A 14,259-nucleotide genomic window follows, 5' to 3' on the forward strand; every position below is an offset into this window, starting at 1 on the left:
TCTAGTATTCCTTTTTTATCTGCTTTCTACTTCAACAGAAACGACATGATCTACCGCTTTCAGTAGACTGTAAATATCCGTTGTATACGTGTTTTCCGATGCCGTAATCATCATTTCCAGCTTTTGCAGACTATTGTCCAAGTCTTTGACCTTCACCCGTTTCACTTGTAGATCGAGGTGCTTAATCTGCTTGAACACCAAATCCAAATCGCCCCCGCTTTCGACCACAATCTTGATCGACAAATCTCTTTGTCTGAGCGATTCTGGACCAATCAAGCGAAGAAGGAGCGGGAACAAATTAATCGCCAAAATAATGAGGATCGTCGCAGTCACTGCCTCAAAATAAAATCCTGCTCCTACTGCAATCCCAAGACCAGAAGCCGCCCAGACCATCGATGCCGTGGTCAAGCCCGAAATGACATCATTACTCCGGCGTAGAATAACACCAGCCCCAAGGAAACCTACACCGCTCACAATTTGAGCAGCCAAGCGCAGCGGGTCCATATTCGTGTGTCCGGGCAAGGAGAACCGATGCACAGATTCAATCGAGACAATCGTAATGAGACAGCTCGCAACCGAAATAACCATGCTGGTTTTTACACCCAGCGGCTTGTGTTTGAGCTGCCGATCCATACCAATCATCAAGCCTAGAAATAGTGCAACTCCTAATTTTAGCAAAAAATCATACGTCGTGAATACTGAGAGTGACATAAGTCTCTCCCCCCATCTGCTTTGATGTCAGGTTATCTTCCATCGTCTATGATAAGAAGTATATCTGGTCTTTCACCTAGTGTAAACGGGGCTTTCATTCTTCATGCAAAAAGCGGAAAACCCCCACATTAGGGATTTTCCGCTTTTCTGTTTCCTTATGAATGGCTGCGAATCATGCGTTTCTGTAACGACAGCAGACGTCCAAAAAGGAAGATGGCACCAGCAGCCAATCCCGTAATCAGACCAATCCAGTATCCGAATGCTGCAAGCGAAGTGAATTTCGCCAAAATGTATCCCAAAGGCAAGCCAATCACCCAATAAGATATCAGCGCAACGATAAAGGTAACGGTCACATCCTTGTACCCGCGCAGTACCCCTTGAATAGGTGCTGCGACGGCATCAGAGATCAGGAAGAGGATCGAGTACATCAAGAAATGCTGGGCAAGTTCCAACACCTCGATGTCGGTCGTGTAAAAACCAGCTACCTGCTCACTAAACATCAGCAAGCTGATTCCGAACAAAAGGGCGATACCAAGAGCGATACCTATTCCCAAATAACTGTACTGCTTCGCGTCCCGGAACCTTTTGGCTCCGACCTCAAAGCCGACGACAATCGTCAATGCCATGGATATGCTCAATGGTACCATGTACAGGAAGGATGCGAAGTTCATCGCCGCCTGATGCGCAGCAATCGTAATCGTGCTGTATTCACTCATGAACAAAGTGACGGCCGCAAAAATGCTAACCTCGCAAAAGATCGAAAATCCGATGGGAAGCCCCAGCTTCAGTAGCTCTTTCCATGCTTTCATCGAGATCCGGTGAAAATGGGAGAACAAACCGAACTCAACAAATGGGTGTACGCGATTCAAGACAAACAGAGTAATCAGCAAAATACACCAGTATGTGATGCCAGATGCAAGCCCGGCACCGATTCCACCCAGTCGAGGCAAACCAAAGTTACCAAAGATAAGAGCGTAGTTTAAAAAGACGTTAATCGGCAACGAAAGCAGGGTAATGAACATCGTTACCCGCGTCTGTCCTAATGCGTCGATAAAGCAACGGAAAACCGTATAAAGAAACATCGGAATAATTCCAATAGCGATTGCATGCAGGAAGCCGCGAGCAATCGTACGCACCTCAGGCTCCAATTGCATCCAGTTCAGGATCGGATCAAGCACCAAACCACCGACGATGATGACACCGACCGCAATCCCCACACTCAAATACAGGGCCTGCATAACTGTGTAAGGCACCTGATTTTGTTTCCCAGCCCCAACCATCTGTGCAACCATCGGCATGACAGCCATCAGAATCCCCGTCAATCCCGCTTGAACAGGTGTCCATAGACTAGCCCCAATCGCTACCCCCGCCAAATCTGTCGGACTAGCATGTCCAGACATGATGGTATCGGCGAACGTCATCGAAAACAGCGCTAGTTGTGATATCAAGATCGGAAGCAAAACAGCCAAAAACTGTCGCCATTTTTCTTTTAGCGAATAGGTTTCATTCATTTTTCATATCCTTCTAACCTTATAAGATGGGCTTATCGTTCAAATGATAAGTATATCAAAACAAGTAGGAATCGGCAAAATAGTAGCTGCACTTACACAAACAAAGCCCAGGCAGATCACCTGGGCTTTACAACATTATTCAGCCAACTTCCACACATCGGCTTTTCCTGGCTCTTCGCCTTTGGTCCACCATTTTGCCTCATAAACCTTGTCTCCGTAGTTCACTTGCGCTCCGCCATCATACGCTTTGCCGGAATCCCACGACAGTACGACATTGCTCACCAGCTTCCACGCATCGGAATGGTCTGGCTTTTCTCCAGTTACCCACCATTTTGCTACGAATTCCAGTCCATCATACAAGACGCGGTCGCCCTGTACATACACAGTTGAGGAATCCCACTCGGCGATTTCACCTGGTACTTCAGGCTTTTTCTCCTTTGTGCTTGCAGCAAAAGGTGCGCTCTCTTCGGAAACATTTCCTGCGGCATCAACTGCCTTGACTGTATACGTATAAGATGTTCCTGCCGTTAATCCTTTATCAACAAAGGAAGGCTGCGCGACTGTCCCTACGCGGGAACCATCACGGTACACCTCGTATTTCACCACACCAACATTGTCTCGGGAAGGACTCCACATGAGGTCGATTTCTGTCTCTGTCGGATGGTGAGTCATGATTCCTGCTGGTGCAGTCGGTGCTTCTGTATCCACGATATCTTCTGCTTTTGTGCGAACAGTTAGTGCTTTGCTAGCGTTAGACTCTTTCCCTTTACCATCAACTGCCACAACGGTATAGCTATAAGCCGTAGCAGGCGTCAAATCTTTGTCCGTGTATGCGGTTTCTTTGGTAGATGCGATTAATTTGCCATCGCGATATACGTCGTACTGCTTGATTCCCTCAGTTGCCACGGATTTTGTCCAGGCAAGCTCAATGCTTGTAGCTGTTTGCGATACGGAAGTCACGTTGCCTGGAACAGTAGGCTTTTCTACGATACCTGTTCCATTGTTAATCAGATTCACGTCAATCGCCTGGTAAAAGGCCATGCCCGTATCGGCAATTTCCCAAACACCCAAAATAATGTGGTAACCGCTACGATCTGTCGGTACATTGCACGAATGCGTTACTGTGAATGGCGGTCTTTTCCCTCCGTCCTGGAACGAGCAGAACAGTTCCAGATCAGCTCGGGAAAGTGGCTTATTTGGATTCCAATCTTTTTTCGTGATGTAATATTTCCACTCCGCTGTACTATGCGGGGCTGTCAGATTCCAAGTAAACGCATTTTGTCCACCCTGCAAGGTAATCTTGGTCCAGCGATCTGCTGTTTGTGTGTAAAGCTCAGGATAGCGGCCTGCACCGGTAAATTCACCATCGGCAGGACCAGATTGCGGGAACGAACCAATGCCTTCCACGCTTTGCGGTTCATACTGAATTTGACCGCAGCCTGTGTTTTGCCCCGTCTTACACAAGTAAGAGCGACTCGCTGGTGATTCGATGTACCCGTGTGCCGAAGCTTTCTCAGCAAACACGAGAGTCGCTGCGCCCGCCACCAGCATCATAGCCAGCATGAACAAAAGCGACAGCCCTTTACTGAACAGTGTGTTTCTCAACCCTACGTTATCCATTTATTTATCTCCTCTTTCCTGGATTAGGATCGAATACCATGTTACAGAAAATTTTTCCAGTCTCCCAGATTCTGAATACCTAAACCAAAACCTACCAAATACCTGAATTCCAGTCAGAAAATAGGGAGATGATTCAGGAATGTATACCTATGCATGAAAATTTATATGCTACTTTTGGGACTATTAGATCAAAAAAGTTGCTTGCCGAAAACTTTCTTTTCAGCAAGCAACTTTTTTACATCAACAGCAACGGAACTATTTTCCCGTCATTTACATCGATCAACCCCAGATCCGTCAGCTTCAAGGCTGGACTTACCGGTAAGGAATGCGTGCTGATCGACATGATCGGATTGTAGTGATCGTAACCGAGCGACTCCATAGCGCGGCGAAGTTGCTCGACTTCCTTTGCGGTTTTTTCCAATGGTTCCTCTGTCAAAATGCCTCCGACCGGCAAATGAAGACTCGCGATCACCTTGCCATCCTCGACCACGTAAAAACCACCTTGATTGCGGATGACTTCATTGGCTGCGACCATCATATCGTGCGGATTGTGTCCGACAACCAAGAGATTGTGGTTGTCATGCGAATAGCTGGTGGCTACCGCCCCTCGTTTGATCGTATCTCCGCTGATCAAGCCATAGCCACGGTTACCGTTTTTGCCATAGCGTTCAAAGACGGCGATCAAGCCGTACGGGCTCTCCTCCCACAAGAGTTGTCCTTCCCGCACCTCAGCGATTCCACGGTGATCCTCTGTAAAAGTAGAGCCGTTTTGAACGAGCATGACCCGACATGGATAGCGATTGTCCGGCACGTCTACTGTGACGCGGAAGTCTTGCTCTGTAAGCGGCGATAGCTTGATGCTCTCATAAAAATGCGCAGGAAACTGCTTCTCTTTGACTACTTGTCGGTACTCTTCCTTGACGTCATAAGCTTTCTTCCCATTTTTATAGACGCGTTCGATCTTGAGTTCATGCAGATCAGACAGCAGCAGGAAGTCCGCTATTTTGCCGGGAGCAATTGCCCCTCGATCCGTCATGTTCATACGTCTAGCTGGGGTAAATGTACTCGCGTAGATTGCGCGTTCTGGCTGCATGCCCATTTGAATGGCTTTTTTCACGATATGGTTCAAGTGTCCACGATTGACCAAAGAATCGGTCATCACATCATCCGTCACAAAACAAAAATGCTCAGAAACATCTTCCTTTACAAAAAAGTCCATGACTTCATCCGTCATCGATTTTTCTTGAATCTCCAGAAACATACCTGCTGCAATTCTCGCTTCCATGCCCTCACGCGTTTGGTGCGTATGATCAGAATCCACTCCCGCATAAATGACGCGATGCAGGTCCAAATCGAGCAATTTCGGGACGTGCCCCTCAATGACGAGCTTTGGATACGTCTTGCGGATATGCTCCAGGATGCGATTCGTCTTGCAGTCAGGGTCCTTGATGATGTCTACGTAATTCATGATTTCGCCGAGGCAAATGATCTCTTCAGAACGCAAAAGCTCGTCCATGTCCGCAATCTCGACAGACCCACCTGTCGTTTCCATTGAGGTAGCTGGTACGGAGCTCGGGATCGCGTACAGCATATCAACGACACAATCACGGCTCGCACGAATCATCTCTTTGATCCCTTCGATCCCGAACACATTGGCCATCTCATGCGGCTCCGGTACGATCGTCGTCACTCCGTTTTGAATCAAACCATAGGAAAACGTCTCCGGCGTTACCATCGTGCTCTCAATATGCAAGTGAATATCGACCAGACCAGGAATCATGTAGCTGCCTTGTCCGTCCACAATCTCGGCAGCTTCAAATGTTTCCGTACTCCGCTCACCAATATAGAAGAAGCGTTCATCCAAAACAGCGACATTTCCTTTGATGAACTTTTTAAAATAGCTGTTAAACACTTGGACGTCTTGAATCAACAAATCGACCTTCACGAAAATAACCTCCTGTCTTTAGTCCACGAGTACCACTTTGTCTTTTGGAAACAGCAGATTGACGTTTAGGCCAGTCTTGTACGGTGTCTCCATCTCTTGATTGACCGTGAAGTCGCCCAGCTCTGTTTCCACAACATATTGATAGCTGCGTCCCAAAAACGTGCTTACCTTTACTATCCCGCGCAAACGGTTCATTCCCGGCTCGGCGCTCTCTTCTGTCGTCACGAGAAGGTCATCTGGTCTCATTGCGCATTTTTTGCCGGACGGACTCGCCGTACCCGGATTTTTGGATGCGGTAAAATGATGGTCACCGACACGCAGGCCGATTTCTCCGTTCTGCTCAGTGCGCTCTGCGAAGTCGATGAAGTTGGTAAAACCAATAAAGCGAGCGATAAACTCCGTCTTCGGATATTTGAAAATCGTAGCTGGATCGTCGAGCTGCTCGATCACACCCTTGTTCATGATCGCGACCTGATCCGAGATGGAGAAGCACTCCTCTTGGTCATGCGATACGTACACAGTCGTAATACCCAGCTCCTGCTGAATGCGACGGATTTCTACGCGCATGTTGATCCGCAGGTTGGCATCGAGGTTACTGAGCGGCTCATCGAACAGCAGCAGGTCAGGCTGAATCACCAGTGCCCGCGCAATCGCCACGCGCTGTCTTTGACCACCGGACAGCTCCTTCGGGAAACGCTTTTCATAGCCGCCGAGACTCACGATTTCGAGAATTTGCTGTACCCGAGTCTTTACCTCTGTTTCATTGATCTTGCGCAGGCGCAGACCGAATGCCACGTTATCGAATACAGAAAGATGTGGAAACAGCGCATAGCTCTGGAACACAAACCCGAAATTGCGCTTGTTGACCGGAATGCGCGTATAATCTTTTCCTTCAAACATGAACCGACCATCTTTTGCTTCGAGAAAACCCGCAATCAGGCGCAGCGTCGTCGTCTTTCCGCAACCGCTCGGACCGAGCAAAGAAATGAGCTGTCCTTTTTCGATATTGAGATTGAAGTTTTGCAAAATATATTGATTGTCATAGGCAACCGATACGTTATCCAGCGTGAGCAATGCCATGAGTTGATGCCTCCGTTATCGTTTTGTAAAGTAGGAAAGCCCCATCAGACGTTCAATGATGAACATGAGAATAGCCGTAAGAATCATGAGCAGCACGGAAATAGCGGCGATCGTTGGATCGAAGTTGTTTTCTACGTACGTCAGCATCTGGATCGGCAGCGTGCTTACTCCTGGTCCTGTCATGAAAACAGAGATATCTACGTTATTGAATGACTCCAGAAAAGCGATCAGAATCGCAGCAATAATCCCGGAGCGAATATTTGGCAAGACGACTTTGAAAAAGGTTTCGAGACGACCTGCCCCAAGGCTTAAAGCCGCTTCTTCAATGGCGAAGTCAAAATTGGACAAGGAAGATGCAATAACGCGAATGATAAACGGAAGCATCAGCACCGTATGACCAACGAGAAGTCCCGCATAAATCGGCAAATTGTACACGACAATGACGTATTTCAGCATGGCAAAGCCCATAACAATACCCGGAATCAGGACAGGTGAGATGAAAATGCCATTCAAAATGCCCTTGCCGCGAAAATCAAAGCGACTGAGCGCATAAGCTGCCGGAATCCCCAACAAGAGCGCCAAAAGATTTCCGAGCAAGGAAACGAACATTGACGTCTTGAATGTCGTCATGAACATTTCTACCTTAAAAATATTTTCGTACCACCGCCAAGAAAAGCCCTCCGGTGGGAACTTCAAGACGCTCCCCGGCTCAAACGACGTAAAAGAAATGATAATGAGCGGCCCTAGCAAAAACAGAAAGACGAGAGAGGTAAACAGGGCCAACCCGCGATTTTTCTCCTGCATAGCTTCTACCCCTTCGGATTTAATTTCGTCGCCAGCTTGTTCATGAAGTAGATGACGACAAATGTAATGACAATCATGATCGTGGCAATAACAGAGGCCAGATGCCAGTCGTTGAGTGTAATCGCATTTTGATACAGGAACGTGGAGATAACCCGCTGTTTTCCACCTAGAAGAGCAGGCGTGGTGTAGGCGGTCAAGCTTCCGACAAACACCAGAATGCTACCGATGATAAGTCCCGGTACACTAAGTGGCACAATGACCTTCCAGAAGGCAGTCAACTTGGAAGCACCCAAGCTTTCCGCCGCCTTCAGCAAATCTGGGTCGATGTTTTCCATCACCCCTACCAGCGTAATAATGATCAGCGGCAGGAACAGATGAATCAAACCAATCATCATCGCAGTCGGCGTATACAATATTTCCAACGGCTTATCGATGAGCCCGATTGCAAGCAGCGAGCTGTTCAATAAGCCCTTTTTTCCGAGAATAATCATCCAAGAGAACGACCGCACGACAGAGCTGGTCAGCAAAGGAAAAATCGCCAATGCCAGCAGAATGCCCTTTTTGCGTGGGCCTAGCTTGGAAATGTAGTACGCGGCAGGAAAACCGATCAAGACACACGCAATCGTCGTGACCAGACTTACTTGCAGCGTCGTCAGCATAATCTTCAGGAAGTACGCGTCGGTCAGAAATTGGAGATAGCCTTGAATCGTAAAGCTACCCTCTTGATAAAAGGTGGACGCAATCGTCATCACGATCGGAATGACCATGAACAGCGTCAAAAACAGCACACCCGGCAATAGCAGTAAATAAAGACCCGTTTTTCTCATCTGATTAACTCCTGTTCACGGTATCGTCAGGCTTTCAATGCGCCGATAAAACGCGCAAAGAACGCATCTGCATCTACGTCCAGACAGACGTTTATGTTCGGTTCTTTTTTTAGGCGGTTTTGAAAGTCGCAAACCGTTTGCCCATCACACAGCTCACTTCTCGTTTCAATATCTACATACAGCTTCTTGGTCGCCACCAGCTTCGGATCGAGTGCAACTGCGACAGCCAACGGATCATGCATGGCGCACGCATAGATACCATTTCGTTTAAAATAACGATGGAGGTAATCAGACGTACTCTGTCTTACGTACTCGCCCATCAGTGTATTTCCTAGCTCACGAATATGCTCCTCGTTCAGCAGCACTCTTCGTGTCACATCCAGTCCAACCAGCGTCAATCGCGGGAATCCGGCATGAAACACAACCTTGGCTGCCTCTGGATCGACGTACATGTTATACTCCGCAACTGGCGTCACATTGCCATGCTCGCGGACCACTCCACCCATGAAAATGACTTCCTTGACGTGTTGGACAAGCTCCGGGCATTTTTTCACCGCCAGTGCCAAATTGGTCAGCGGCCCCGTCATGATGAGCGTAATCTCGCCGGAATGAGCGAGTACGTTTTCCACGATGAAATCAGGAGCAAAGCCAGCAGTTGGTTCCTTGTAAACCGGAACTCCAGCAAGGGCACCACCCAAGCCATCTTCACCGTGTACGGCATGCTCGAAAAACAACGGTCGCAGCAACGGTTCAGACGCTCCACAGACGACAGGGATTCGCTTACCGACTTGCAAGAAATCCAGAATTTTGCACGTGTTTTCTGTGGCTTTTCGCAGCGACACATTGCCATTCACCGTAGTAATGCCAACCAGATCGAATTGCCCGCTCTTCACAGCGAGAATAATGCCAAGCGCATCATCAATGCCCGTATCCACGTCAAGAATGATCTTTTTCACGAGTGGTCCTCCTCACGTTCATTTCTCATGAAAACGAGGGTATATCCGCAAATGTCTATACCCTCGCCCATGTTTATCTATCGTTCGTTATTGCGTGATTTCACGATTCCAACGGTCAATCCATGCTTTAGAGTGCTCGTTAACGAATTTCATGTCCATCATACGCAGCTTGCTTACGGTTTCTTCCCCGTACGTTACGCCTTTTGCTTCTTCTTCTGTCAGTTGAACCGTTTTGTTTACAGGGGAATCGATTTTTGCTTTTGCTGATTTTTCCTGAACTTCCTTGCTCAACTGGTAGTTGATGAAGTCTTCAGCTAGTGCTTTGTTTTTCGAGCCTTTTACAATGTTAACTGTATTCATGACCGCATATCCGCCGCTTGCAGGTTGTACGAAAACAGCTTCCGGAACAGCGGCTTTAATGTCTTTGAAGTACATTTCCATGATCGGTCCTACGCCGATTTCTTCTTGTCCAAACATGTTGACGTATTCGGAGGTCTTGTCGTAGAACTTCACTACACCTTTGTTGACTTCTTTCATTTTCGCGAAGGCTTGATCCTCGTTAAATTCCTTGCTGCCCGCTATCTGGGAAGCACTGTCGAGAACCATCGGGCCAGTTGTGGACGTAATGCTTGGCAATGTCAGCTTGCCCGCCAGTTCTGGGTTCCACAGGTCTTTCCAATCCTTGATCTCGGTTTTCACGAGCTTTGGATTGTACGCAATCCCGAATTGGCCAATCGTGTAAGCCGGACCGTACTCCTCGCCCAGTGGTGCTTTGGCAATATCATAGATTTGATCCAGGTTCGGGATGCGGCTGCGGTCGATTTTTTCAAATGCGCCACTCTCAATTCCTTGCTGTGCATAGTAGTCAGAGAGGTAGATCAAGTCTACATCGGAGCTTCCTTGGCGAATTTTGTTCAGGCGCTCTGCGTTGTTCCCGATTTCCAGTACGATTTTCACGTTATGTTCTTTTTCAAACGGCTCATATACTTCTTTGCGGAAAAAGTCTTCGGAGAAGCCCCATGTGGAGATGACCAGCTTTTGTGGCTCGCCCTTGGCTTCGCCGCCAGCCCCACCCGCTTGTGGTTGATCATTGCTGCCACAGCCAGCGAGAGCCAGTGACATCATAGAGAAAGATAGGATTCCAGCAAGTAATTTTTTCATCGTAATTCTCCTCCAGTTGGGTTCATTTGATGACAAAATATGGTGTAACAATAAAAAGAAAAGTACCCTTGATTAGAACGTATCATTCTAAACAAGAGCACTTTTCTTCGTAAACAAAGAGAAGTGACACCCGTTTTTACGCAAAGTCTACGGTCTCCCCTTAAGATAGATCAAAAGAGAAAATCCGAACGATTGCGTCAGGTATTCAGTTCTGATTCAACTAAAATAACATTCGTGATTGCCCACTGCGTAGGCGCATCATAGTCCCGCAGCACAGCTTCCAACGGCAACCCCATCTCTTCTTCCAATCGCTCTCGCAGTTTCTTCTTATAAAGAAGGGACATGCGAAAATCGACTTCGAGCTTGAGGGCCGGTGCTTCTCCTTCCAACGCTTGTGAGCGCGGAGAGCGGCGATGCTTGGCTTGGAACGTAATCATCTGGTTTTCAATCGTGACTCGGAGCAACGTCGTTCCAAATCCGAACAACTCTTTTGCTATCTCATTATAGATGGCAGACAGCTTTTTTCTGGTTTCATTGGAGTCCACTAGAGTCATGTCATCACCTGCGATAGCTGGTATCGGGTTCATTCGCTCTCATTATACATATGATTTTTTTATTCTTCAATAGAATATTCGTATTTAGATCAATTTCACATTTTTCCACCAAGTCATTCGTTTGCAAAAACAGTTGACACCTAAAAAATCAGTCGTTATAATCCAACTATCCAAATAAGAATTAACGTCAATGTTTGGAATGATAATTTCATAGCATATTCTCTTATGAAGAGAGGTTGAGGGACTGGCCCTATGACACCTCGGCAACCTATCGCAAACGATACGGTGCCAAATCCAGCGGAATTTATTCCGACAGATAAGAGAGGTATTGTTGCAGTGTGGATACATACTCGCAGTTTTCGCCTCTTCTGTCGGAAGAGGCTTTTTTCTTTTCCATCTTACATCCAGAGAAAAGGGGTATTTTCATGAAAAGACTGGTCTACTGCTCACTACACTACTGCTCGTTGCATCGCTCGTAACGGCTTGCGGCGGTAAACAAGAAGCTGCTCCTGCTAACGGTAGCACTGCTGCTGAACAAACCTCACTCAAAGTGGGCGTCACTGGTGGCCCGCACGAAGAGATACTAAACAAAGTGAAAGAAGTCGCCAAAGGCAAAGGACTCGAAGTCGAAGTCGTCGTTTTCAACGATTACGTACAGCCGAACCAAGCTCTCGATAAAGGAAATCTCGATGTAAACAGCTTCCAAACCATCCCTTTCTTGGCGAAGTTCAATCAAGATCACAAAACAAAAATCGTCGAGGTTGGAAAAACCGTGACGTACCCGATGGGCCTGTACTCCACCAAGCATAAAAAAGTTGAGGACATCCAGGCAGGCGGGGTTGTCGGCATTCAAAACGACCCGACCAACCGAGCACGCGCCCTGCTGCTCTTTCAGGCAGCTGGCTTGATTAAGCTCAAGGATGGCGTGGGCGACAATGCAACACCACTGGACATCGTGGAAAATCCGAAAAATTTGCAATTCAAAGAGCTGGAGGCTGCTTTCCTGGCACGCTCGTTGAGCAACGTAGAAGTCGCTTCGATTAATACGAACTTCGCAATGGAAGCTGGCTACTCCCCGAAAAAAGATGCGATCTTCGCTGAGACGGCTGATTCTCCCTATGTAAACATCTTGGCAGTCAACGAAACCAACAAAGACAACCCAGCTGTCAAAAAGCTGGTGGACATTTACCGTTCGGAAGAAGTGAAAAAATTCATCGATGAACGTTTTGAAGGAGCTGTACTGCCGTCCTGGTAAGATCGACGCCAGGAACATCAAGAACAACAAGGAGAACTCGTTATGATACAGCTAACCGATATTCATAAGTCGTATCAAGTAGGAAACAAGCAGGTAGAAGCATTGAAGGGCGTATCCCTGCAGGTGGAAAAAGGGCAGATCTACGGTGTTATCGGTTTTAGTGGAGCGGGGAAAAGTACCCTGCTCCGCACCATCAACCTGTTGGAGAAGCCGACCAGCGGTTCTGTGATCGTCAATGGCCAGAACATGCTGACCCTCAAGGAAAAAGAGCTGCGGCAAGCTCGTAAAAAGATCGGGATAATTTTTCAACACTTCAACCTGCTCTCTTCCTATAATGTCTTTGACAATGTGGCGGAAATCTTGCGGATGAATCGCGTCCCCAAAGATATCATTAAGCGCAAGGTAGAAGACCTTCTCGGCTTGGTTGGCTTGTCTGATAAAGCAAACGCTTATCCTTCTCAGCTATCCGGTGGACAAAAGCAACGGGTGGGCATCGCTCGTGCACTTGCGACTGATCCGGAAATCCTGCTCTGTGACGAAGCGACTTCCGCTCTCGACCCGCAGACGACTGAATCGATTCTGGACCTGTTGCTCGACATCAATCGAAAGTTCAACCTGACCATCGTGCTCATTACGCATGAAATGCAGGTCATCAAAAAAATCTGCGATCAGGTAGCCATCATGGAAAACGGTGTCGTCATCGAGCAAGGCTCTGTTCTGGATGTTTTCAGCAATCCGCAAGAGCAAACGACCCGTAATTTTATCAAAACGGTTTTCGACGATCAGGTACCACAGGAGATTTTGTCCAAGATAAAAGAAACCGGACCCGTTTCCAAAATTGTTCGCGTTGCCTTTCGCGGGGATGCCGCTCTCGATCCAGTTCTAGGGACCTTGTCCGCACGCTTTCCAATCAGTACGAATCTATTGTACGGCTCGATTACGACCATTAAGGGAACGGCGCTCGGCATTTTGCTTTTGCACATTTCTGGTGAAGATCAGGCCATTCAAGATGGCATTCGCTTCTTGCGCGAATCCGTCTACCGCTTAGATATTGTGTCACCAGAGGAGGTGCGGAGCTAATGGAGCGTTTGATTGAAATGATTCCGGTATTCGGACAATCCCTGCAAGAGACCGTCATCATGGTTGGGTTTTCGTTGTTCATTGCGACATTGATCGGGATTCCGCTCGGGATTTTGTTGGTCATCACACAGGCAAATCACCTTTTCCCGAATAAAATCATCTATCATACCCTGAATACGATCATCAACATTGTGCGCTCGCTGCCTTTTATTATCCTGATGGTTGCGATCATTCCTTTTACAGAGTTGATCGTAGGTACTTCGATTGGGATTGAAGGAGCGATTGTGCCGCTCATCGTCTACACGGCGCCTTACATCTCACGCCTGATGGAAACGGCCCTGCATGACGTCGATCGTGGCGTTATCGAAGCGTACCAAGCGATGGGCGCATCCCGGACGCAGATTATATTTCGCATCATGCTGCGTGAAGCACGGCCTGGCATCGTCCTCTGCCTGACGATTGCGACGATCGGCTTGATTGGCGCTACTGCTATGGCAGGGGCAGTCGGTGCCGGTGGGCTTGGCGATCTCGCCTTGCGCTACGGCTATCAGCAATGGGACATCGAAGTCATGATCATTACCGTCGTTATTCTCGTCGTCTTAGTCCAGCTCATTCAATCGCTGGGCAACTGGGCAGCCCGAAAACTGAAAAAGAGTGCGTAAAACGAAGAACCCCTGACATGATCGCTTGTCAGGGGCTTTTTTGTAGGTATTTAGACCGAACGTCACTGAAAGTTCGTTGGAATTTCGTCCGAT

The 14,259-nt window shown here is 47.7% G+C and carries 13 protein-coding genes and 1 riboswitch; of the genes, 3 read left to right on the top strand and 10 right to left on the bottom strand.

All coding sequences use genetic code 11. The features are described 5' to 3' along the window. Positions 1-15: 15 nt before the first annotated feature. From ACQ5DJ_RS10790 to ACQ5DJ_RS10835, 10 genes are all read right to left on the bottom strand, one after another. The gene (locus tag ACQ5DJ_RS10790) at positions 16-711 is read right to left on the bottom strand and encodes an MgtC/SapB family protein (RefSeq protein WP_429842468.1); all 696 of its coding nucleotides are present in this window, start codon (positions 709-711) and stop codon (positions 16-18) included. 155 nt (positions 712-866) lie between these two features. Further along, a complete protein-coding gene (locus tag ACQ5DJ_RS10795) occupies positions 867-2,222 on the bottom strand; it encodes an MATE family efflux transporter (protein ID WP_429842469.1) in 1,356 nt (451 codons plus the stop codon). 135 nt (positions 2,223-2,357) lie between these two features. Beyond that, positions 2,358-3,842, bottom strand: coding sequence for a lytic polysaccharide monooxygenase (locus ACQ5DJ_RS10800; RefSeq protein WP_429842470.1), 1,485 nt, complete (start codon positions 3,840-3,842; stop codon positions 2,358-2,360). Between the two features lie 235 nt (positions 3,843-4,077). Beyond that, on the bottom strand, positions 4,078-5,787 hold the full coding sequence (locus ACQ5DJ_RS10805) for an adenine deaminase (RefSeq protein WP_429842471.1): 1,710 nt from the start codon (positions 5,785-5,787) through the stop codon (positions 4,078-4,080). 18 nt (positions 5,788-5,805) lie between these two features. Next, entirely contained in the window at positions 5,806-6,867 is a 1,062-nt protein-coding gene (locus tag ACQ5DJ_RS10810) for an ABC transporter ATP-binding protein (protein WP_429842472.1), read from the bottom strand. Positions 6,868-6,882: 15 nt separating this feature from the next. Beyond that, positions 6,883-7,671, bottom strand: coding sequence for an ABC transporter permease (locus ACQ5DJ_RS10815; RefSeq protein ID WP_106838408.1), 789 nt, complete (start codon positions 7,669-7,671; stop codon positions 6,883-6,885). 5 nt (positions 7,672-7,676) lie between these two features. Continuing rightward, a complete protein-coding gene (locus ACQ5DJ_RS10820; RefSeq protein WP_015893850.1) occupies positions 7,677-8,498 on the bottom strand; it encodes an ABC transporter permease in 822 nt (273 codons plus the stop codon). A gap of 26 nt (positions 8,499-8,524) precedes the next feature. Further along, positions 8,525-9,454 carry a nucleoside hydrolase gene (locus tag ACQ5DJ_RS10825; RefSeq protein WP_429842473.1) on the bottom strand — a complete coding sequence of 310 codons (930 nt, stop codon included), beginning with the start codon at positions 9,452-9,454 and terminating at the stop codon, positions 8,525-8,527. An 87-nt stretch (positions 9,455-9,541) separates the two neighbouring features. After that, complete coding sequence (locus ACQ5DJ_RS10830; RefSeq protein WP_429842474.1) at positions 9,542-10,615, bottom strand: ABC transporter substrate-binding protein; 1,074 nt, start codon at positions 10,613-10,615, stop codon at positions 9,542-9,544. Between the two features lie 197 nt (positions 10,616-10,812). Continuing rightward, entirely contained in the window at positions 10,813-11,169 is a 357-nt protein-coding gene (locus ACQ5DJ_RS10835) for a DUF2294 domain-containing protein (protein ID WP_429842563.1), read from the bottom strand. Between the two features lie 220 nt (positions 11,170-11,389). Then, positions 11,390-11,492, top strand: a riboswitch (SAM riboswitch). Positions 11,493-11,611: 119 nt separating this feature from the next. Between ACQ5DJ_RS10835 and ACQ5DJ_RS10840 the strand changes: the two genes are divergently transcribed. Genes ACQ5DJ_RS10840 through ACQ5DJ_RS10850 form a run of 3 tightly spaced genes read left to right on the top strand, consistent with a single transcriptional unit; the run spans position 11,612 to position 14,166 of the window. Further along, complete coding sequence (locus tag ACQ5DJ_RS10840; protein WP_429842564.1) at positions 11,612-12,424, top strand: MetQ/NlpA family ABC transporter substrate-binding protein; 813 nt, start codon at positions 11,612-11,614, stop codon at positions 12,422-12,424. Positions 12,425-12,466: 42 nt separating this feature from the next. Further along, positions 12,467-13,504, top strand: coding sequence for a methionine ABC transporter ATP-binding protein (locus ACQ5DJ_RS10845; protein WP_429842475.1), 1,038 nt, complete (start codon positions 12,467-12,469; stop codon positions 13,502-13,504). After that, the gene (locus tag ACQ5DJ_RS10850; protein WP_056489125.1) at positions 13,504-14,166 is read left to right on the top strand and encodes a methionine ABC transporter permease; all 663 of its coding nucleotides are present in this window, start codon (positions 13,504-13,506) and stop codon (positions 14,164-14,166) included. The genes ACQ5DJ_RS10845 and ACQ5DJ_RS10850 overlap by 1 nt, the downstream gene beginning before the upstream one ends. Positions 14,167-14,259 lie beyond the last annotated feature (93 nt).

It is taken from the genome of Brevibacillus sp. FIR094, from assembly GCF_050477165.1.
Lineage (GTDB): Bacteria > Bacillota > Bacilli > Brevibacillales > Brevibacillaceae > Brevibacillus.

Coding starts and splice junctions, on each gene's coding strand:
- ACQ5DJ_RS10790 (WP_429842468.1), bottom strand. CDS start 711: ATGTCACTCTCAGTATTCACGACGTATGATTTTTTGCTAAAATTAGGA.
- ACQ5DJ_RS10795 (WP_429842469.1), bottom strand. CDS start 2,222: ATGAATGAAACCTATTCGCTAAAAGAAAAATGGCGACAGTTTTTGGCT.
- ACQ5DJ_RS10800 (WP_429842470.1), bottom strand. CDS start 3,842: ATGGATAACGTAGGGTTGAGAAACACACTGTTCAGTAAAGGGCTGTCG.
- ACQ5DJ_RS10810 (WP_429842472.1), bottom strand. CDS start 6,867: ATGGCATTGCTCACGCTGGATAACGTATCGGTTGCCTATGACAATCAA.
- ACQ5DJ_RS10815 (WP_106838408.1), bottom strand. CDS start 7,671: ATGCAGGAGAAAAATCGCGGGTTGGCCCTGTTTACCTCTCTCGTCTTT.
- ACQ5DJ_RS10820 (WP_015893850.1), bottom strand. CDS start 8,498: ATGAGAAAAACGGGTCTTTATTTACTGCTATTGCCGGGTGTGCTGTTT.
- ACQ5DJ_RS10830 (WP_429842474.1), bottom strand. CDS start 10,615: ATGAAAAAATTACTTGCTGGAATCCTATCTTTCTCTATGATGTCACTG.
- ACQ5DJ_RS10835 (WP_429842563.1), bottom strand. CDS start 11,169: ATGACTCTAGTGGACTCCAATGAAACCAGAAAAAAGCTGTCTGCCATC.
- ACQ5DJ_RS10845 (WP_429842475.1), top strand. CDS start 12,467: ATGATACAGCTAACCGATATTCATAAGTCGTATCAAGTAGGAAACAAG.
- ACQ5DJ_RS10850 (WP_056489125.1), top strand. CDS start 13,504: ATGGAGCGTTTGATTGAAATGATTCCGGTATTCGGACAATCCCTGCAA.